Annotated in this window: 17 protein-coding genes and 6 tRNA genes; 3 read left to right on the top strand and 20 right to left on the bottom strand. The window is 58.0% G+C overall.

From position 1 onward, the window contains the following. Window positions 1–17 precede the first annotated feature (17 nt). From BH712_RS22845 to mltB, 15 genes are all read right to left on the bottom strand, one after another. Window positions 18–94 (bottom strand) — tRNA-Arg (locus BH712_RS22845). 196 nt (window positions 95–290) lie between these two features. Next, window positions 291–367 (bottom strand) — tRNA-Arg (locus BH712_RS22840). A 29-nt stretch (window positions 368–396) separates the two neighbouring features. Continuing rightward, window positions 397–473 (bottom strand) — tRNA-Arg (locus BH712_RS22835). A 64-nt stretch (window positions 474–537) separates the two neighbouring features. Beyond that, window positions 538–614, bottom strand: a tRNA-Arg gene (locus BH712_RS22830). Window positions 615–678: 64 nt separating this feature from the next. Next, window positions 679–755 (bottom strand) — tRNA-Arg (locus BH712_RS22825). 4 nt (window positions 756–759) lie between these two features. After that, window positions 760–852, bottom strand: a tRNA-Ser gene (locus BH712_RS22820). 342 nt (window positions 853–1194) lie between these two features. Then, the gene (gene csrA, locus BH712_RS22815) at window positions 1195–1380 is read right to left on the bottom strand and encodes a carbon storage regulator CsrA (RefSeq protein ID WP_000906486.1); all 186 of its coding nucleotides are present in this window, start codon (window positions 1378–1380) and stop codon (window positions 1195–1197) included. Window positions 1381–1621: 241 nt separating this feature from the next. Further along, window positions 1622–4249 carry an alanine--tRNA ligase gene (gene alaS, locus BH712_RS22810; protein ID WP_006811715.1) on the bottom strand — a complete coding sequence of 876 codons (2628 nt, stop codon included), beginning with the start codon at window positions 4247–4249 and terminating at the stop codon, window positions 1622–1624. A gap of 131 nt (window positions 4250–4380) precedes the next feature. Beyond that, on the bottom strand, window positions 4381–4881 hold the full coding sequence (gene recX, locus BH712_RS22805) for a recombination regulator RecX (protein ID WP_032674021.1): 501 nt from the start codon (window positions 4879–4881) through the stop codon (window positions 4381–4383). Between the two features lie 69 nt (window positions 4882–4950). Continuing rightward, a complete protein-coding gene (gene recA, locus BH712_RS22800; protein ID WP_015571667.1) occupies window positions 4951–6009 on the bottom strand; it encodes a recombinase RecA in 1059 nt (352 codons plus the stop codon). An 89-nt stretch (window positions 6010–6098) separates the two neighbouring features. Continuing rightward, on the bottom strand, window positions 6099–6596 hold the full coding sequence (pncC, locus tag BH712_RS22795) for a nicotinamide-nucleotide amidase (protein ID WP_006811718.1): 498 nt from the start codon (window positions 6594–6596) through the stop codon (window positions 6099–6101). Window positions 6597–6726: 130 nt separating this feature from the next. Further along, window positions 6727–7605 carry a metal ABC transporter substrate-binding protein gene (locus BH712_RS22790; protein ID WP_006811719.1) on the bottom strand — a complete coding sequence of 293 codons (879 nt, stop codon included), beginning with the start codon at window positions 7603–7605 and terminating at the stop codon, window positions 6727–6729. Window positions 7606–7619: 14 nt separating this feature from the next. Next, a complete protein-coding gene (locus BH712_RS22785; protein WP_006811720.1) occupies window positions 7620–8480 on the bottom strand; it encodes a metal ABC transporter permease in 861 nt (286 codons plus the stop codon). Then, window positions 8477–9130, bottom strand: a complete 654-nt coding sequence (locus tag BH712_RS22780; protein ID WP_006811721.1) for a metal ABC transporter ATP-binding protein — start codon at window positions 9128–9130, stop codon at window positions 8477–8479. The genes BH712_RS22785 and BH712_RS22780 overlap by 4 nt, the downstream gene beginning before the upstream one ends. A gap of 310 nt (window positions 9131–9440) precedes the next feature. After that, on the bottom strand, window positions 9441–10541 hold the full coding sequence (gene mltB, locus BH712_RS22775; protein WP_006811722.1) for a lytic murein transglycosylase B: 1101 nt from the start codon (window positions 10539–10541) through the stop codon (window positions 9441–9443). Between the two features lie 189 nt (window positions 10542–10730). Here mltB and gutQ point away from each other — a divergent pair, with 189 nt between their 5' ends. Then, window positions 10731–11696 (top strand): arabinose-5-phosphate isomerase GutQ, encoded by a 966-nt coding sequence (gutQ, locus tag BH712_RS22770; RefSeq protein WP_006811723.1) that lies wholly within the window; start codon window positions 10731–10733, stop codon window positions 11694–11696. Here the strand turns inward: gutQ and norR are convergent. Next, on the bottom strand, window positions 11693–13207 hold the full coding sequence (norR, locus tag BH712_RS22765; protein WP_032674023.1) for a nitric oxide reductase transcriptional regulator NorR: 1515 nt from the start codon (window positions 13205–13207) through the stop codon (window positions 11693–11695). The two genes, gutQ and norR, sit on opposite strands and share 4 nt — an antisense overlap. 187 nt (window positions 13208–13394) lie before the next feature. Between norR and norV the strand changes: the two genes are divergently transcribed. Together norV and norW are read left to right on the top strand one after the other, a co-directional pair. After that, complete coding sequence (gene norV, locus BH712_RS22760; RefSeq protein ID WP_006811725.1) at window positions 13395–14843, top strand: anaerobic nitric oxide reductase flavorubredoxin; 1449 nt, start codon at window positions 13395–13397, stop codon at window positions 14841–14843. Next, window positions 14840–15973, top strand: a complete 1134-nt coding sequence (gene norW, locus BH712_RS22755; protein WP_006811726.1) for an NADH:flavorubredoxin reductase NorW — start codon at window positions 14840–14842, stop codon at window positions 15971–15973. The genes norV and norW overlap by 4 nt, the downstream gene beginning before the upstream one ends. A 113-nt stretch (window positions 15974–16086) precedes the next feature. Here the strand turns inward: norW and BH712_RS22750 are convergent, their stop codons facing one another. The 4 genes from BH712_RS22750 to BH712_RS22735 all read right to left on the bottom strand — a co-directional run bounded on the left by BH712_RS22750 (window position 16087) and on the right by BH712_RS22735 (window position 21050). Then, a complete protein-coding gene (locus tag BH712_RS22750) occupies window positions 16087–17109 on the bottom strand; it encodes a HoxN/HupN/NixA family nickel/cobalt transporter (RefSeq protein WP_006811727.1) in 1023 nt (340 codons plus the stop codon). Between the two features lies 1 nt (window position 17110). Next, a complete protein-coding gene (hypF, locus tag BH712_RS22745; protein ID WP_006811728.1) occupies window positions 17111–19327 on the bottom strand; it encodes a carbamoyltransferase HypF in 2217 nt (738 codons plus the stop codon). Window positions 19328–19333: 6 nt separating this feature from the next. After that, window positions 19334–19879, bottom strand: a complete 546-nt coding sequence (hydN, locus tag BH712_RS22740) for an electron transport protein HydN (protein ID WP_017382793.1) — start codon at window positions 19877–19879, stop codon at window positions 19334–19336. A gap of 133 nt (window positions 19880–20012) precedes the next feature. After that, entirely contained in the window at window positions 20013–21050 is a 1038-nt protein-coding gene (locus BH712_RS22735) for a LacI family DNA-binding transcriptional regulator (RefSeq protein ID WP_323372148.1), read from the bottom strand. Window positions 21051–21088 lie beyond the last annotated feature (38 nt).

Here is a 21088-nt window from a genome sequence, read left to right as displayed (position 1 = left end):
AACAAAGGGGGAGAAGATGGTGCATCCGGGAGGATTCGAACCTCCGACCGCTCGGTTCGTAGCCGAGTACTCTATCCAGCTGAGCTACGGATGCATCGGGATTTACTACTGTACTGCTCGATATTCATATCACTTCAAAAGCAATATGAAGTAAAAGATGGTGCATCCGGGAGGATTACTCGGCTGCGCCTCGCCCTTCGGGCCGTTGCTGAAGCAACGTTATCCTCCCTGGTGCTTGCGATTAACTCGCAGACCTTGAAACCACAGCATCGCTGTTATCCAGGAGAATATGGTGCATCCGGGAGGATTCGAACCTCCGACCGCTCGGTTCGTAGCCGAGTACTCTATCCAGCTGAGCTACGGATGCATCAGGGAACTGCTTTCAGAAATAGTAAATGGTGCATCCGGGAGGATTCGAACCTCCGACCGCTCGGTTCGTAGCCGAGTACTCTATCCAGCTGAGCTACGGATGCATCGGGATTTACTACTGTACTGCTCGATATTCATATCACTTCGAAAGCAATATGAAGTAATAGATGGTGCATCCGGGAGGATTCGAACCTCCGACCGCTCGGTTCGTAGCCGAGTACTCTATCCAGCTGAGCTACGGATGCATCGGGATTTACTACTGTACTGCTCGATATTCATATCACTTCGAAAGCAATATGAAGTAATAGATGGTGCATCCGGGAGGATTCGAACCTCCGACCGCTCGGTTCGTAGCCGAGTACTCTATCCAGCTGAGCTACGGATGCAAAATGGCGGTGAGGCGGGGATTCGAACCCCGGATGCAGCTTTTGACCGCATACTCCCTTAGCAGGGGAGCGCCTTCAGCCTCTCGGCCACCTCACCACACAACGCCTCTTTCGAGTGTTTCGAGCAACTCGTTAAGAGCTTCTCGTCGCTGCGTGGCGCATATATTACTTTCTGGGACTTATAAGTCAAACAATTTTCCACATGCTTTTTTCGTTTGCACAATTCGCACGCAATTCGCATGTAAAAGCCGCAAAGAGAGTGTTTTATAAGCGGATTTTGCAGGCATCTTCACAGAAATCTGTTAAGAGAAGCGCGTCATTTGGATGAGATAAGATTATGAGAGTGGTCAAAAACGAAGCGTTTGAAATAGAACGGTAACTTTATGCAGGAAAAATAGCAGGAGGGTTGCGTCTCGCCCGACAGCGAGACGCGACAATATCAGTAACTGGACTGCTGGGATTTTTCAGCCTGGATACGCTGGTAGATCTCTTCACGGTGGACAGATACTTCTTTAGGAGCGTTAACACCAATACGTACCTGGTTACCCTTTACCCCTAAAACTGTCACGGTGACCTCATCCCCAATCATGAGGGTCTCACCAACTCGACGAGTCAGAATCAGCATTCTTTGCTCCTTGAAAGATTAAAAGAGTCGGGTCTCTTGTATCCCGGCATTATCCATCATATAACGCCAAAAAGTAAGCGATGACAAACACGTAAAGTGTAAGCAGTCACGGCATCACATTCTGTTAAACGTAAGTTTAGCCGATATACACAAACTCAACCTGACTTTATCGTTATCGATAGCGCAGTGAGCAAGACGCCATAACGTTACCGCTATGGCGTCTGCTTGTGCTTTGTAGTTATTACAGTTTCGCGCTTACCCAGCTTTCAACGCTGGCTAATGCCGCGGGAAGTGCCGCCGCATCCGTACCACCGGCTTGCGCCATGTCCGGACGACCGCCACCTTTGCCCCCCACCTGCTGGGCGACCATACCAATCAGTTCCCCTGCTTTAACACGATCCGTCACATCCTTAGAGACGCCCGCAATCAGAGAAACCTTACCCTCTGCGACCGTTGCCAGCACGATAACCGTTGAACCAAGCTGGTTCTTCAGATCGTCGACCATCGTACGCAGCATCTTAGGCTCAACGCCCGCCAGATCGCTGACCAGCAGTTTGACGCCCTTAATGTCTACCGCTTTGCTGGAGAGGTTTGCGCTCTCCTGCGCCGCAGCTTGTTCTTTCAGCTGCTGGAGTTCTTTTTCCAGCTGACGGGTACGATCCAGCGCGACACGCACTTTCTCGCCCAGGTTCTGGCTATCGCCTTTCAGCAGCTGCGCAATCTCGTGCAACTGGTCGCTCTGCGCATGCAGGCTGGCGATTGCGCCTTCCCCGGTCACCGCCTCAATACGACGTACGCCTGCCGCCGTACCCGACTCGGAAACAATACGGAACAAGCCGATGTCACCGGTGCGGGATGCGTGAGTACCGCCACACAGTTCGGTAGAGAAGTCGCCCATGCTCAGCACGCGAACGCGGTCGTCATATTTCTCGCCAAACAGCGCCATCGCACCTTTCTTCTTCGCGTCCTCGAGATCCATAACGTGGGTTTCGATTGGCAGGTTACGACGGATCTGGGCATTCACCAGGTCTTCCACCGCACGGATTTCAGAGGGCTTCATCGCTTCAAAATGAGAGAAGTCGAAACGCAGCACTTTGTCGTTAACCAGAGAACCTTTCTGGGCAACGTGGGTACCCAGCACGTCGCGCAGAGCAGCGTGCATCAGGTGGGTTGCCGAGTGGTTCAGACGAATGCGCGCACGGCGAGCTTCGTCAACGTTGGCCTGAACGCCCTCGCCCACTTTCAGAGAGCCTGAAACCAGTTTGCCCTGGTGACCAATTGCCTGACCGTATTTCTGGGTATCGCTTACGGTGAAGCTAAAGCCATTGCCTTTCAGTTCGCCTTTATCGCCAACCTGGCCGCCCGATTCCGCATAGAACGGCGTTTTATCCAGGATAACAACCGCTTCCTGGCCCGCGCTAATGCTATCTACGGCTTTACCGTCAACAAACAGCGCGGTCACGTTGCTGGTCAGGGCCAGCTCTTCGTAGCCTTTGAATTCAGACGCGCTATCCACGCGGATCATCGCGTTGTAGTCCGCGCCAAAACCGCTGGATTCACGCGCACGACGACGCTGCTCTTCCATTGCAGCTTCAAAGCCTGCTTCGTCAACTTTGATGTTGCGCTCGCGGCAAACGTCCGCGGTCAGGTCAACCGGGAAGCCGTAGGTGTCGTACAGGCGGAAAGCGGTTTCGCCATCCAGCGTGTCGCCCTTAAGCTTCGCCAGTTCGTCGTCCAGCAGCGCCAGACCGCGCTCCAGCGTACGGGCAAACTGCTCTTCTTCGGTTTTCAGAACCTGCTCAACCTGCGCCTGCTGGCGTTTCAGTTCATCGCCAGCAGAACCCATCACGCCAATCAGTGGCCCAACGAGTTTATAGAAGAAGGTGTCCTTCGCGCCCAGCATGTTGCCATGACGGATCGCACGACGAATGATACGACGCAGCACATAGCCACGGTTTTCATTCGACGGGATAACGCCGTCAGCAATCAGGAACGCACAGGAACGAATGTGGTCAGCGATAACGCGCAGTGATTTGTTGTTCAGATCGGTCGCGCCCGTTACGTCAGCAACGGCTTTGATCAGGGTGCTGAACAGGTCAATCTCGTAGTTGGAGTTAACGTGTTGCAGAACAGCCGCGATACGCTCCAGACCCATACCGGTATCGACGGACGGTTTTGGCAGCGGCTCCATGGTGCCATCAGCCTGACGGTTGAACTGCATGAAGACGATGTTCCAGATCTCAATGTAGCGATCGCCATCTTCTTCCGCGCTTCCCGGAGGGCCGCCCCAGATGTGGTCGCCATGATCGTAGAAGATCTCGGTGCACGGCCCGCACGGCCCGGTGTCGCCCATCTGCCAGAAGTTATCAGACGCGTAAGGTGCGCCTTTGTTGTCACCGATACGAATGATACGTTCGCGAGGGATACCCACTTCTTTTTCCCAGATGTCGAACGCTTCGTCATCGGTCTCGTACACGGTCACCCACAGACGCTCTTTCGGCAGATTAAACCAGTTTTCACCGGTCAGCAGTTCCCACGCGTACTGAATGGCGTCGTGTTTGAAATAGTCGCCGAAGCTGAAGTTACCCAGCATTTCGAAGAAGGTGTGGTGGCGCGCGGTGTAACCGACGTTTTCCAGATCGTTGTGTTTACCGCCCGCACGCACGCAACGCTGTGAGGTTGTGGCGCGGGAATAATTACGCTTGTCGAGACCAAGGAACACATCCTTGAACTGGTTCATCCCGGCGTTGGTAAACAGCAGAGTCGGGTCATTGTTCGGTACCAGGGAGCTGCTGGCAACAACCTGGTGTCCCTTACTATGGAAAAAATCGAGAAACGCCTGACGGATCTCAGCGGTGCTCTTGCTCATAATTATCCTGAAATCAAGCTAACGAAATGTCGCAGCAGATCTGTATCTGTAAACAGTTGGACGGACCAGCTACTGGAAAAAGTGGGAATAAGATAAGTTTTCTTTAGTGGGAAGTAAAATCCCGCATGCGTTCAATCGGTAAAATTACGCCAGATATCCTGAATATCTTCCATCAGGAAGCCGCGGTAGAGCAAAAAGCGCTGGATTTTGACTTTTTCTGAAAATTCACGCGGCAGCGGCTCACCATACTTTCGTACCGCCTGCTCACGCGCCAGTTCGCACCAGTCAATTTCACTTTCGCGCATGGCTTTTTCAATTGATTCACGGGCTACGCCTTTCTGGTTCAGCTCCTGGCGGATACGCGCTGGCCCATAGCCTTTACGACCACGGCTGGCGAGAAAGCGAGCGGCAAAACGGCCATCATCCAGATAGTGATGTTCATAGCACCAGGCAACCACGCGGTCATAATCTTCCGCAGTGGCATCAATGTCTTCCGGACCGTTTTTACTAATGACAGGCGCTGACAGTTTCCGCCGCAGCTCCTGTTCGCTATGGTCACGCACGGCAAGAATACGCACGGCCCGATCCAGCAAGCGTGAGTAGGCTGGTCGGCGCGATGTCGGTTCACTCATAAAAAAACCTGTCGATTCAGAAATGCAAAAAGGGCCGCATCAGCAGCCCTTCATTTTTATCCGAGAGGATTAAAAGTCTTCGTTGGTTTCTTCAGCATCCGCGCCGTCGACCACGAAATCAGGTTTAGAGTCCTGGTTGTTCAGCAGGAGTTCACGCACCTTCTTCTCAATCTCTTTCGCCGCCGCCGGGTTCTCTTTCAGCCAGGAGATAGCATTCGCTTTACCCTGACCAATTTTGTCACCGTTGTAGCTGTACCATGCGCCCGCTTTTTCAATCAGCTTCTCTTTCACGCCCAGGTCAACCAGCTCGCCGAGGAAGTTGATACCTTCGCCGTAGAGGATCTGGAACTCAGCCTGTTTGAACGGTGCTGCGATTTTGTTCTTCACCACCTTCACGCGGGTTTCGCTACCGACCACGTTATCTCCCTCTTTCACCGCGCCGATACGGCGGATATCCAGACGGACAGAAGCGTAGAATTTCAGAGCGTTACCGCCGGTGGTGGTTTCCGGGTTACCGAACATGACACCAATTTTCATACGGATCTGGTTGATGAAGATCAGCAGCGTGTTGGACTGCTTCAGGTTACCCGCCAGCTTACGCATCGCCTGGCTCATCATACGTGCCGCGAGGCCCATGTGAGAGTCACCGATTTCACCTTCGATTTCCGCTTTAGGCGTCAGCGCCGCAACGGAGTCGACGATGATCACGTCAACCGCACCTGAACGCGCCAGCGCGTCACAAATTTCCAGTGCCTGCTCGCCGGTGTCCGGCTGGGAGCACAGCAGGTTGTCGATATCAACGCCCAGCTTACGGGCATAGACCGGATCCAGCGCGTGCTCGGCATCGATAAACGCACAGGTTTTACCTTCGCGCTGTGCCGCCGCAACAACCTGCAACGTCAGGGTGGTTTTACCCGAGGATTCCGGACCGTAGATTTCTACGATACGACCCATCGGCAAACCGCCAGCGCCCAGTGCGATATCAAGAGAAAGCGAACCCGTGGAGATAGTTTCCACATCCATGGAACGGTCTTCACCCAGGCGCATGATGGAGCCTTTACCGAATTGCTTTTCGATCTGGCCCAGTGCTGCCGCCAACGCTTTCTGTTTGTTTTCGTCGATAGCCATTATTACTCCTGTCATGCCGGGAGAAGCAACTGCGCTTCACCATGGACTTCTGTTCTGTTGAGGCAATTATACTGTATAGTCATACAGTATCAAGTGTTTTGTAGAAATTGTTGCCAGAGCGTTTTTAACGCGTATTCCGTTGCCTGACGACGTACGCTTTCGCGATCGCCGCTGAAGCATTCCCGGCGGGTGATCCCTTCCCCTTTTGAGGTGGCAAAGCCAAACCAGACGGTGCCGACAGGCTTCACGTCGCTGCCGCCGTCCGGCCCCGCGATGCCGCTGATGGAGATAGCATAATCTGCGCGCGCCTCTTTCAGCGCGCCAATCGCCATCTCGATCACCACCGGCTCGCTGACCGCGCCATGCTGCTCAAGCGTGGCTTCACGCACGCCAATCATCTGCGCTTTAGCTTCGTTACTGTAGGTCACAAAGCCGCGTTCAAACCAGGCGGAACTGCCAGCAATATCGGTAATTGCTTTCGCCACCCAGCCGCCGGTACAGGATTCTGCGGTCGTGATAGTCGCGCCGCGTTGCTTAAGCGCCAGCCCCACCACTTCGCTAAGCTGCATCAATTCATGGTCAGTCATTCTCGCTCCAGGCCTTAGAAAAACATGCAGCACAAGATAGCACTTTCTCGTCAGATATGGGGATGCGCGTCGGGTTTTACGAGGGGGCTTCAGAAAAAAGCCGATGCGGGCGCACCGGCTGTAGCGAGGCTTATTTCATGCTGTTAGCAAGAGTCTTCACATTGTGGCGAAACGCCTTAACGTAGGTGTCCGCCACGCCGCCCTTCGCAGACAATGCTTCCGGGTAGAGTTCACCGCCCGGCTGGGCACCCGTGGCGGTCGCAATCTGCTTGACCAGGCGCGGATCGAGCTGGTTTTCCATAAACCAGGTGTGCACGCCGTCAGCTTTAATCTGATTGATGATTTCGGCTACCTGCGCCGCGCTGGCTTCGCTTTCAGACGACAGCCCCTGCGGCGCCATAAACGTCACGCCGTAGGCGCGGCTGAAATAGCCGAAGGCGTCGTGGCTGGTCAGCACTTTACGCTTTGCCTGTGGGATGTCGCTGAAACGCTTTTTAGCCCAGCCGTCCAGCTGAGAGAGCTGCGCAATATAGGGTTTGCCGGAAGCCTCAAGCGCGGCTTTATCTTCAGGATCGGCCTTCACCAGCCCTGAGAGAATATTTTGCGCATACAGCGCGCCGTTCGCCGCGCTGTTCCACGCGTGCGGATCGGTCACGGTTTTACCGTCCTCTTCCAGCGTGTGCGTTTTCACGCCGTCCGAGGCGACCACCAGTTGCCCTTTGAATCCGGAGGCTTTCACCAGACGGTCGAGCCAGCCCTCCAGCCCCAGCCCATTGACCACCACCACGTCAGCTTTACTCAGCGCCGCGCTGTCTTTGGGCGAAGGTTCGAAGGTATGGGGATCACCGTCCGGCCCCACCAGCGTCGTCACCTTCACACGATCCCCGCCAACCTGCTGCGTGATGTCTCCCAGTATGGAAAAGCTGGTCACCACATTCAGCGTTTTCGCTATTACGCCGTGCGTCATCATGCCGAGCGCGAGCGCGACGGCTAACCCTGTACGTTTCATCGTTTCCCCTTGCGTTAAAAAAGCGTCCGCAGGCTATCCGCCAGCCTGCTGCGCGTGCCAAACAACACTGAAATAAAGAACAACGCGCTGGCGGTCAGCACAATCGAGGGTCCGGCAGGCAGACTCACTGCCCAGGAAAGGCTTAAGCCCAGCCACGCGCAAAAAATACCGCTGATACCCGCCATCAGAAGTAACCCTGGCAGGGTGCGCACCCAGCAGCGTGCCGCCACGGCGGGTAACATCATCAGCCCGACGGCCATCAATGTGCCGAGCACCTGAAAACCGGCCACCAGGTTGAGCACCAGCAGCGCCAGAAACAGACCGTGTAACATCCCGGGCAGCCAGCGCGCGTTCACCTGCAACCACGCGGTATCAAACGCTTCGCTGACCAGTCCCCGATAAAAAATCGCCAGCGTGAGGAGCGTGAACATGCAAACGCCCGTCACAAACAGGGCTGACGCGCTATCCACGGCGAGAATGGAGCCAAACAGAAGGTGAAGCAGGTCGACATTTGAACCGCGCAGCGACACCAGCGTGACGCCCAACGCCAGCGAGCCAAGATAAAACCCGGCAAAGCTGGCATCCTCTTTAAGGGGCGTGCGACGGCTGACCAGCCCGGCCACCAGCGCCACGGCGATCCCGGCAATAAACCCGCCAACAGTCATTGCCAGCAGCGACATCCCGCTGAGCAGATAGCCCACCGCGACGCCCGGCAAAATGGCGTGAGAAAGGGCATCCCCCATCAGGCTCATCCGCCGCAGCTGAAGGAATACGCCCAGCGCAGTGGTGCTGACCGAGAGCGCCAGACAAACCACCAGCGCGCGCCGCATAAAGCCGTACTCAATAAACGGCTGGAAGAAGAGATGCCAGATCATGCCACCCTCACCCGCCCGGTTTTCCACTGGGGAATATCAGCATCCAGGCGTAACGTGTGCGGGAAGTGGCGCGCCACGCGTTCGCTGTCATGCAGAACCGCCAGCAGAGTCTGGCCCTGCATATACATCTCCATCATCAGATCCATCAGCACGTTGCAGGTCGCTTCATCGACGCCGGTGAAAGGCTCATCCAGCATGATCAGCGGCGCCTGCTGCACGAAAACGCGGGCAAACAGCATGCGCTGGAACTGGCCGCCGGAAAGTTCATCAATAGTGGAAAACGCCATCGATGCCAGCCCCACGCGCTCCAGCGCGTCGGCAATACGCATCCGGGTATCCCGACGAAAACCGGCAAAAAGTGAGATTTCAGGCCAGCAGCCCATACTCACCACGTCCTGCACGGTCAGGGGAAATTGCGCCTCCAGCGCGTGACGCTGCGCCAGCCAGCCCACCACCGGACGTCTCCCCTGCCAGCGAAAGGTACCGCTGACGGGCGGAATAAATCCGGCGAGCGTTTTCAGCAGCGTGGATTTGCCGCAGCCGTTGGCCCCGACGATGGCGGTCATGCTCCCGCGTTCAATCACGCCGGACAGCGCGCGCGTAACGGGCTGGCGATCGTACCCCGCCACCAGGTCGTTCATCACGATCATGGCAACGCCACCGCCCAGCGCACGGCCAGGCCGAGAAACAGAATGAGCACCAGCGCCAGCAGCAGTCGGACCGGGGATGAGAGAGAAAACAGGGACATGGATATCTCAATTCAAAATTATGTTATAACATAACAATATCGAAAGGCGATGATGATGTAAACGGCGGGAGTGAAATGGGAGTGTGGCGAAATGTTTCTGCAAACGCCCCTCTCCGGTGGGAGAGAGGCAGAATAAGGGCATCAGGCCGCACCGTGCGTACAGCCATGCCGGGTGGCGGCGTTGCCTTACCCGGCCTACCCGCTGGAACGACTTACTGACTAAACGGTGACGCTGCTGGCACGCGCGCCTGCGACACCGCCAGGCCCAGCTGCCATACCGCCATCGCATAGTGCGTGCTGTGGTTGTAGCGGGTAATGGTGTAGAAGTTCGGCAGCCCGAACCAGTATTGATAACCGGTTCCGACATCCAGACGCAGCAAACTCACCTGGTCAACATTACCCAGCGGCTGCGATGGCGTTAAGCCTGCCGCTGCCAGCTGCGCCACGCTGTATTTGGTTTTAAATCCGTTTTCCAGACCAAACGCTTCGCCGTTCGCCTGCACCGCCACCTGGCCGCCCGGGGTCCAGCCGTGCGCTTTGAAGTAGTTCGCCACGCTGCCGATGGCGTCTTCAGGATCCCACAGGTTGATGTGACCATCCCCGTTAAAATCTACCGCGTACTGCTTATAGGAGGACGGCATAAACTGGCCGTAGCCCATCGCACCGGCAAACGACCCTTTCAGATCCAACGGATCGTCCTGTTCGTCTCGCGCCATCAGCAGGAAGGTTTCCAGCTCGGAAGAGAAATACTCGGCGCGGCGCGGGTAGTTAAAGGAGAGTGTCGCCAGTGCATCGAGGATGCGGGTTTTACCCATAATGCGTCCCCAGCGGGTTTCCACCCCAATAATACCGACGATAATTTCCGGCGGCACGCCGTAGACCTGCCACGCACGGTTCAGGGCGTCTTCATACTGATTCCAGAACACCACGCCATTCTGCACGTTGTCCGGGGTAATAAACTGTTTGCGATAGCGCAGCCATGCGCCGTTTGGCCCGGTCGGCACCTGGGCCGTCGGTGCCTGCCTGTCCATCAGGCGCAGCACGTAGTCCAGACGCTTCGCCTGGGACAAAATGGCATGCAGTTGCTGGCGGTCAAAACCGTGTTTGCTCACCATTTTATCGATGAACTGTTCGGCCGCAGGGTTGTTCGCGAAGTCGCCACCCATCTGCATCATATTGTGCTGCGGCTCAAGCAGGAACCCGCCGGAAGGCGCGCCCGCCGTTTGCTGAACGGCTTCGGTCTTAGGTTTGCTGCTACAGGCGGACAGGAGAATAAGCGCAGGTAACAGCGCTGCATAACGACGCTTGAACATGTGGCATCCATTTAACGAGTTCGGTAAGAACCCAGTATGGTAAAGCATCCGCAACACCTCAAGGAAGCGGTTATGTGGCCGTAAGCAAAATCTTTATCATTGACCACGGTCGGCGCAGGGAGAATGCATTATGATGAGCGCCCCTTCTGTTGGAGCGGGGGATCGGAACGATCGTAACCGGAGAGTAAAATGAGTGATTTTCTGTTAAACGCAGGCCGTCAGACCCTGCTGCTGGAGCTACAGGAAGCCAGCCGCCTGCCGGAGCGTCTGGGCGAGGATTTTGTTCGTGCAGCCAACACCATCATCCACTGTGAGGGCAAAGTGATCGTGGCGGGTATCGGTAAATCCGGTCATATCGGCAAGAAGATTGCCGCGACGCTTGCCAGCACCGGCACCCCGGCGTTCTTCGTGCATCCTGCCGAAGCGCTGCACGGCGATCTGGGGATGATCGAAAGCCGCGACGTGATGCTGTTTATCTCCTACTCCGGTTCCGCCAAAGAGCTGGATCTCATCATCCCTCGTCTGCAAGAAAAATCGGTAGCCCTGTTAGCGATGACCGGCAAATCCCGTTCGCCGCTGGCGCTGGCCGCGAAAGCCACGCTGGATATTTCCGTTGAGCGCGAAGCCTGCCCGATGCACCTGGCACCGACCTCCAGTACCGTCAACACGCTGATGATGGGCGATGCGCTGGCGATGGCGGTGATGCAGGCGCGCGGCTTTAATGAGGAAGATTTTGCCCGCTCCCACCCCGCGGGGGCGCTCGGCGCACGGCTGCTCAACAAGGTTCACCACCTGATGCGCACCGACGATGCCATTCCGCAGGTTAAGCTCGACACCAGCGTGATGGACGCCATGCTGGAGCTGAGCCGCACCGGTCTGGGTCTGGTGGCGGTATGCGATGACGGCGGAAACGTCAAAGGCGTGTTCACCGACGGCGATCTGCGTCGCTGGCTGGTGGGCGGTGGCAGGCTGGAGACTCAAGTGTCTGACGCCATGACCAAAGGCGGGCTGACGTTGAACGCCGACAGCCGCGCCATTGAAGCCAAAGAGGTACTGATGAAGCGTAAAATCACCGCCGCACCGGTGGTGGACGAGCACGGCAGGCTGTGCGGCGCGATCAACCTGCAAGACTTCTACCAGGCGGGGATAATTTAACCCTTAAGCCCCAGACGTTTCGCCAGCCTGTGGAGGTTGGCGACGTCCATCTCCAGCGTCCGCGCGCATGCCGCCCAGCTGCGGTTATTCTGCTCCAGCGCGCGGGTGATCATCTGGCGCTGGAACGCATCCGTCGCCTCGCGCAGGTTCTCGTTCACGCTCTCAGGCATCACCGGCTTCACGGACGACATCGTTTCCTCATGCAGCGCAAAATGGTGCGCATGAATAACCACTTCATCCCCCGAACGCGTTGCCCGCGCCAGCACGACCGCACGGTGGATTGCATGCTCCAGTTCACGCACGTTACCCGGCCAGCCGTAGCTCAGAAGGTGCGTCCTCGCACCGGGGCTTAACACCACGCGGGAAAGCCCCATTTTGAGCCGACACTGTTCGCAGAAAAAGCCCGCCAGCAGCACCACGTCATCCCCCCGCTCGCGCAGCGGCGGCACCGTGAGCGGGAACACGCTCAGACGGTGGAACAGATCGGCGCGGAAATTACCTGCCAGCACCTCTTCGCGCAGATCGCGGTTCGTCGCCGCCAGCACGCGCACATCCACGCGTAAGCTGCGATCGTCACCCACGCGTTGAATATCGCCGTACTGCAACACCCGCAGCAGTTTGGCCTGGAGCGAAAGGGAAAGCTCACCAATTTCATCCAGGAACAGCGTGCCGTTATCGGCCATTTCGAACTTGCCGCTGCGGTTGCTGATCGCCCCGGTAAACGCCCCTTTGACGTGTCCGAACAGCTCACTTTCCGCCACGCTTTCCGGCAGCGCCGCGCAGTTGAGGTACACCAGCGGGTTCACCGCACGGGGCGAGGCTTCATGGATCGCTTTCGCCACCAGCTCTTTACCGGTGCCGGTTTCACCGAAGATCAGCACGTTCAAATCAGACGCGGCGACAATCTCAATCTCTTTTTTGAGCTGTTCCATGCCCGGCGAAAGGCCAATCATTTCGGTGTGCGCTACCTGCTCAAACACCGTCGGGCTACCCGGAAGGATATTCTGGCTCTCCAGCTGTTCTATCAGCAGGGCGTTGTTCAGCGCCCCGGCCGCCAGCGCAGCAATCAGCCGTAGCGCTTCGTCGCTGAAGGTATCGAACTGATCCGGCGACATGCCATCGAGGGTTAATGCGCCAATCAGGTTCTGCCCGGCAAACAGCGGCAGGCCAATACAGGCGTGCACCTTCAGGCTCTCCTGGCCTGGAATAAGCCCGTCGTACGGGTCGGGCAGATCGCTGTCCGCCGGGAAACGCACCACGTCCCCCGCGCGGGCGATAGTTTCCAGACGCGGATGGCCCTCCAGCGTAAAACGCCGCCCGAGTACGTCCTTCGCCAGCCCGTCGATGGCCAGCGGAATAAACTGCCGCCCTTCGTAACGCAGCAGCGCTGACGCATCGCAACCCAGCACGTGACGCAACGTGGAGATCAGCCGTTGAAAACGGTCCTGATGACCAATACCGGTTTGCAGTTCTATGGCGATCTTCGCCAGCACGTCTACGGAAAAGCTCATCTTTGCCTCACTGTCATTTTGACAATGCATAGTGTCATATTGACAATTTTTAAGATAGTCAAAATGACTACCTATTTGGGATCATGAAAACACAATCCCTTACCTTTCAATAAATTAAAAAGTTGGCACGCAACTTGATATAAGCAAACCATCTTATTTGAAAACGCTGTATTACGTTGAGGTTGCTATGTCTATTCTGGTTAAAAATAACATTCATTGGGTGGGTCAACGTGACTGGGAAGTGCGCGATTTCCACGGGACGGAATATAAAACGCTGCGCGGCAGCAGCTACAACAGCTATCTCATCCGCGAAGGTAAAAACGTCCTGATCGATACCGTCGATCACAAATTCAGCCGCGAGTTCGTGCAGAACCTGCGCAGCGAAATCGATCTGAACGACATCGACTACATCATCATCAACCATGCGGAAGAGGATCACGCCGGGGCGCTGACCGAGCTGATGTCTTACATTCCGGATACCCCGATCTACTGCACCACCAACGCCATTGACTCCATCAACGGTCACCACCACCATCCGGAGTGGAACTTCCACACCGTGAAAACCGGCGACACGCTGGATATCGGCAACGGCAAACAGCTGATCTTCGTGGAAACGCCGATGCTGCACTGGCCGGACAGCATGATGACCTACATGACCGGTGACGCGGTGCTGTTCAGTAACGACGCCTTCGGTCAGCACTACTGCGACGAACGTCTGTTCAACGACGAAGTGGATCAGACCGAGCTGTTCGAACAGTGCCAGCGCTACTACGCCAACATCCTGACCCCGTTCAGCCGCCTGGTCACGCCAAAAATCACCGAGATCCTCGGCTTCAACCTGCCGGTGGATATGATCGCCACCTCCCACGGCGTGGTATGGCGTGAAAACCCTACCCAGATCGTCGAGCTGTACCTGAAGTGGGCGGCGGATTATCAGGAAGATCGCATCACGATTTTCTACGACACCATGTCCAACAACACCCGCATGATGGCGGACGCGATTGCCCAGGGCATCAACGAAGTTGACCCGAACGTGGCGGTGAAAATCTTCAACGTGGCGCGCAGCGACAAGAATGAGGTATTGACCAACGTCTTCCGCTCCAAGGGCGTGCTGGTGGGCACCTCCACCATGAATAACGTGATGATGCCGAAGATTGCCGGACTGGTGGAAGAGATGACCGGCCTGCGCTTCCGTAACAAGCGCGCCAGCGCCTTTGGTTCACACGGCTGGAGCGGCGGCGCGGTAGACCGTCTTTCCAGCCGTTTGCAGGATGCCGGTTTTGAGATGTCCCTGAGCCTGAAGGCGAAATGGCGTCCGGATCTCGACGCGCTGGAAATCTGTCGCCAGCACGGTCGCGACATTGCCCGTCAGTGGGCGCTTGCGCCGCTGCCGGAAAACGCCCCCGCTCCGGCTGTTGCGCCGGGATCCGTAGCAGAAGCCGCCCCTGCCACTGCCGACCTCGGCCCTTGCATGCAGTGCAGCGTCTGCCAGTGGATTTACGATCCTGAACTGGGCGAACCGTTGCAGGATGTCGCGCCAGGTACGCCGTGGAGCGAGGTGCCGGACAACTTCCTCTGCCCGGAATGTTCCCTCGGGAAAGACGTCTTTGATGAACTGGCAACGGAGGCAAAATGAGCCACGGCATCGTCATTATCGGCTCGGGCTTTGCCGCCCGCCAGCTGGTGAAAAATATCCGCAAACAGGATGCTAACGTGCCGTTGACGGTGATCGCCGCCGACAGCATGGACGAGTACAACAAGCCTGATTTAAGCCACGTCATTAGCCAGAATCAGCGCGCCGACGATCTCACCCGCCAGACGGCGGGGGAGTTCGCAGAACAGTTTAACCTGCGTCTGTTTCCGTATACCTGGATCACTGATATCGACGCCGATGCCCACGTGGTGAAAGCGAAAGATAAAACCTGGCAGTACGACAAGCTGGTGCTGGCGACGGGGGCATCGGCGTTTGTGCCGCCGGTTGAGGGCCGCGAACTGATGGTCACCCTTAACAGTCAGCAGGAGTATCAGGCCAGCGAAACCCTGTTACGCGACGCGCAACGGGTGATGATTGTCGGCGGCGGACTGATTGGCACCGAGCTGGCGATGGATTTCTGCCGGGCGGGGAAATCCGTCACCCTGGTTGACCACGCGGCCAGTATTCTGTCAGCGCTGATGCCAGCAGAAGTAAGCAGTCGCTTACAGCATCGTCTGACCGACATGGGCGTGCATCTGCTGCTGAAATCGCAGTTGCAGAGTCTGAGCAAAACCGACACCGGCATTCGTGCGACGCTCGATCGCAACCGCAGCGTGGAAGTGGATGCGGTTATCGCGGCGACGGGGTTGCGCCCGGAAACCGCGCTGGCGCACCGCGCGGGCGCCGAGATCAATCGCGGCGTGAAGGTGGACAGCTACCTGCAAACCACCCAGCCGGACATTTATGCCCTGGGCGACTGCGCGGAAATTAACGGCCAGGTGCTGCCGTTCCTGCAACCGATACAGTTAAGCGCCATGTTCCTGGCGAAAAACCTGCTCGGCGGCAACGCCCCGGTGAAATTACCCGCCATGCTGGTGAAAGTAAAAACGCCGGAACTACCGCTGCATCTCGCAGGTGAAACGCAGCGTCAGGATCTGGACTGGGAGATTGTCCTTTCGCCTCAGGGCATGGTGGCGCGCGGCACCGATACCGACGGTCAGATGCGCGCCTTTGTCGTCAGTGAAGACCGGATGAAGGAGGCGTTCACGCTGCTGAAATCGCTACCTGCTTAACCCTCGCAATGCCGGGTGGCGCTTCGCTTACCCGGCCTACTCAACCCCAAAACGGTAAACCTTGTAGGCCCGCGCAAGCGTAGCGCCGCCGGGCAAAAACAGGGCTGGGTAGTTCAGGACCGCACCACCAGCGCGTCATAACCGCGCCAGCGGTAGTTCGCCATCGAGATCAGCCAGCAGGCGACAAACAGCCCGACCACCACAAATCCGGCATCGCCCAGGTTATCGTTCACTGCGCCAATCAGATCCCACACGCCGCCGCTGAGGGAGAACTTGTCCATCAGCAGACCCAGCGCTTCCAGCCCGCCGATAAACAGCGCCACCACTACCGAGGTGCCGGTGATGGTCATGTTGTAGTACAGCTTGCGCTGCGGCTTGTTAAATGCCCAGCCGTAGGCCCCCACCATCAGCAGGTTATCAAGCGTATCCACCAGCGCCATGCCGCTGGCAAAGAGCGCCGGGAAGATCATGATCGACCACACTGACATCCCGCTGGAGGCGCTGGCGGCGGAGATCCCCAGCACGCCAATCTCGGTGGCCGTGTCAAAGCCGAGGCCAAACAGGAAGCCCACCAGATACATCTGCCAGCTTTTATTGACGAGGCGGAAGGTTTTGCCGAACAGCCAGTGCATGACGCCACCCTGCGCAGGCAGCGTGATATCACCCTGCACGGGCCTGCCGTGTTTCAGTGCCTGAAAACTGCGCCAGACGCCGCGCAGGATCACCATATTCACCAGCGCCATCGCCAGCAGGAAGGTTGCCGACACCGCCGTACCGATCAGGCTGCCGGTCTCGTGAAACCACGCCATGTTTTTCTGGAACGCCGTGGCGGTCGCGGCGATGGCAATGGAGGCCAGCACCACGATGGTGGAGTGTCCGAGGGAAAACCATGCGCCCACGCCGGACGGACGCTTGCCCTGCTGCATCATCTTACGCGTCACGGTATCAATCGCGGCAATGTGGTCAGCGTCCACCGCATGACGCAGTCCATAGCACCATGCCAGCAGGCTGGCGGCCATCAGCGCCGTGCTGCCGCTAAAGGTTTGCCATGCCAGCCCCCAGGCCAGCAGGTTCGCCATCACCAGAGCCAGCAGCAGACATGCTGCACGAGGTTCATTGCGTAAAAGTCGTAACATTTTAAATCCTTTGTGAACATGATCGGGCGGCAGCAACCACCGCCTGCCCGAAGGAGATCGCTCCGTCGCCTGCGGGCAGGCGCGAAGGAAAAAGAAGCGTAAAATCAGAAAGGTAGTGACGAAGGCGCGCGCGCAGCAGGCGGTTGTGCAGGACGCCGCCGCTGAAACACACCGTCGTGAGCGACAGTCGGCGGGCATGCGATGCCGCCAGTTCACTTAGCCCTTTTGCCAGCGCATCGTGAAAGGCCCAGGCGCGCTCGCCGGGTTCCGCCCGCCAGGTAAGCCACTGTTGCCAGAACAGCGCAAGGTTATCCGCCTGTAGCGTCACCGGATGATCACCCCCTGCACCGCGTTCGGCCAGCGCCTCCAGCCTGCATGCGGCTTCGCCCTCATAGCGTTGCGTTTCAATGCCCAGCGCACAGGCCACGGCGTCAAACAGACGACCACAGGACGACGCCCGCGGCGCGTTGATACCGCGTGACACCGCCGTGGCCAGCAGCGGCCAGTTTTGACGCTGTACCGCCTCTGTTTCCGGGTACTGCTGCCAGTCAGGTACGAACGCCAGACAGTGGGCGAGCAAATTGCGCCACGGCTGTTTCGCTGCCAGATCGCCCCCCGGCAGCGCAACGGCTGGCAGACCGCCCAGCCGCTCGCAGTCGAGATAGTTGACCCGCAGACACTCCCCGCCCCACAGCGCACCGTTCTCGCCCATGCCGATGCCGTCCAGCGTCAGGGCGATAACGTCTCCGCCGTCGAGCGGCCAGCCGTTCTCCGCCAGACACGCTGCCGCATGCGCGTGATGATGCAGCACGGTCTCAACGGGCAGCGTCTGCTCAAGCGCCCACTGGCGGGCACGATACCCCGGATGCGCATCGCACACCACGCGCTCAGGCTGGAAGGCGTAGATGTCCTGCATCGTCGTGAGCGCGCTGCGCCACTGCGCCTCTACGCCCTCATCGCTCAGATCGCCAAAATGCTGGCTCAGCACCGCCTGGTTCCCACGCACCAGGCAGAAAGTGTTTTTCATCTCCGCGCCGGTGCACAACATGGGAGGGATATCGCGGAATCCGGCGGGTAAGATGATGGCATCCGGCACAAAACCGCGTGCGCGACGCAGGATGGCGCCATCCCGATCCATCACCGAATCATCCATGCGTTGCAGGATGTCCCGGTTGTGCAGCAGAAAACCGTCAGCAATATCGCCCAGTTCCTCCATCGCCTGCGGGTTGGTGATGGCGGGCGGTCTGCCGCTGAGGTTCCCGGAGGTCATCACCAGCGGACGCTGGCACGCCATCATCAGCAAATGCTGGAGCGGGTTCGCGGGTAACATTACGCCGACCGTATTCAGCCCCGGCGCAATCTCCTCAGGAAACGCAGGAAGACAAGCTTTTGGCGTCAACACTATCGGTGCCGCGGAGGAGCGTAACCGCGTCTGGATGGTCTCCGGCAGCTCATCCGCATCGGGGATCATCACCGCCAGCGGCTTCGTCGGGCGCTGCTTGCGTGTCCGCAATGTCAGTATCGCCTGCGGGTTAAGCGCGTCGCAGACCAGGTGAAAACCGCCCAGCCCTTTGACCGCGACAATCCCGCCGTTTTTCAGCCTCTCCACCGCCGCGCTTAACGCCGATTCGCGGGTGGCAGCAGCCTCCCCGGCGCGCCACTCCAGCTGGGGTCCACAGTCCGGGCAGGCCACCGGCTGGGCGTGAAAACGTCGATCGGCGGGATTGCGGTACTCCGTTTCGCAGGGCATACAGAGCGGGAATGACGCCATTGACGTGGCCGGGCGGTCATACGGCATGGCGCGAATGATGGTGAAACGCGGCCCGCAGTGGGTACAGTTGATAAACGGGTAGCGGTAGCGACGTTCGCGGGGATCGCGCATTTCCGCCAGGCATGCGGGACAGGTGGCAGCATCCGGGACGATTTGCGTGTCCATCGCCCCGCTCTCACTGTGGCGAATGGCAAACGCGTCCGGCAGCGTCGTCCAGCTGAACGGCTGCGTTTCAATGTGATCGATACGCGCCAGCGGTGGGCAGTCCTGGCGCAGTCTCGCGGTAAAGTCACCCCCACTGCCCGCGAGATGCACCAGGACACCCTCTCCGTCGTTGCACACGTCGCCCGCCAGCCCCAGCTGGTGCGCAAGCTGCCAGACGAAGGGACGAAACCCGACGCCCTGCACTTTGCCGCGCACCCGCAACTGTACGCCGTTAACGCGCATTGCCGCTTAAAACAGCAGCGATGACGAGGTGTCGAACGCCGCGCGACGGCGTTTTTCGGCACTCATCTGTTCGAGCTTGTCGCGATCGACGCAGACCAGCGCATGCGTCGGACAGGCTTCCATACACGCCGGACCGGCATCGCGGTGGTAGCAGAGGTCACATTTGTTGGCTTCGGCTTTCTCCGCGCGTACGCTCAGCCCGATACCGCTGTTACGCACCACCGGGCGAACCACCACCTCCATCGCGCCATACGGACACGCCACCACGCAGGTTTTGCACCCGATGCAGCGCTCCTGCATCACGTGTACGAAGCCTTTTTCACGCTTAATCGCCCCGTTCGGGCAGACGTTGGCGCACGGCGCGTCTTCACACTGGCGACAGATAGCAGCGGTGGAAATATTCACGCCTTTAATGACGTGGATGCGCGGCAGGAAGGTGTCAGGGGTGAGAGAGGCGCAATCCTGCTCCGCCTGGTGGGACACCACGCACGCCACTTCACAGGTACGGCAACCAATGCATTTGCTGGCATCGGCCATAATAAAACGGTTCATCTGCTTCTCCGGCATAACTGTTATGCGCGAAGCTATTCATAAACCGTGCCAATATTTAACGCATTGATTTTAAAGCCAAATAAAAAAGAGAAGGATCTGTCATCGTCATTAGTGACGATGACAGATGTCGACGTCAGCGATGCGGGCCGTCAATGACGGAGTCGCGCAGGATAAGCTCGCCGGAGAAGGTTTGCTGATATTTAAACTCACCGCCGTCGAGCATGAAGATCAGGCGGCTGATGGTCTCCTGGATCATCGCCGTCACCGGAATACGCACGCTGGAGAGGGAGGGCACGATATAGGGCGCGATCGCCACGTCGTCGAAGCCGATGACCGACACCGCGCCCGGCGTGGCAACGCCGCTCTCGTGCAGCTGCTTGATGGCGCCAATCGCCATATCGTCGTTACTCGCCACCAGCGCGGTAAACGGTTCGCCGCGGGCAAGCAACTGAGTGACCGCCGCCGCGCCGCTGGCCGGGTTCCACTTCCCTTCGACGATAAGCGCGTCACGCACCGCAATGCCGTGCTGCGCCAGCGCGTCCCTGTAGCCGGAAAGACGCTCCACCCCGGTGGGGGAATCCAGTGAACCGGTGATAAACGCAATCTCCCGGTGGCCTTTCGCAATCAGCTGCGACACCGCCTCCTGACACGACGCTTTATGATCGGACCAGACGCTGTGGCTGCTGTTTTTCCGCAAACGGCGGTTGAGCACCATAATCGGCTGCTCGCATTTCTCGACGAGCGCGTCCAGTTCTTCCACGTTCAGAAAACGCGGGTAGATAATCACCGCGTCGCAGCGCATGTCGAGCAGGTACTGGATCGCCTCGCGCTCCTCTTCGGCGCTGTGTTTACCATCCGCGAGGATCAGCTGCCGCCCCTTCTCTTCCGTCATCCGCGCGGCGTTAAACAGCAGTTCGCTGAAGTAGACGCCGTGGTACAGGGTGTTCGTCACCACCAGCCCCAGGGTCTGGGTGCGTTTGGTCGCCAGGTTTCGCGCCAGCAGATTGGGGCGATACCCGCTCTCTTCAATGGCCTGAAACACCCGGTCTTTGGTCTCCTGACTGACGTAACCGTTCCCCGACAGCACCCGTGAGACCGTCGCTTTCGACACGCCTGCCCGCTTCGCCACTTCCAACATCGTGGTCATATTCTTATTCCGTGTGAACCTGATGGGCGCAGTGTACTGCACCGCAAAAAAATTGTCCCAGC

It is taken from the genome of Enterobacter hormaechei ATCC 49162 (assembly GCF_001875655.1).
Lineage (GTDB): Bacteria > Pseudomonadota > Gammaproteobacteria > Enterobacterales > Enterobacteriaceae > Enterobacter > Enterobacter hormaechei.
This window is presented reverse-complemented; position numbering and strand designations above follow the sequence as displayed.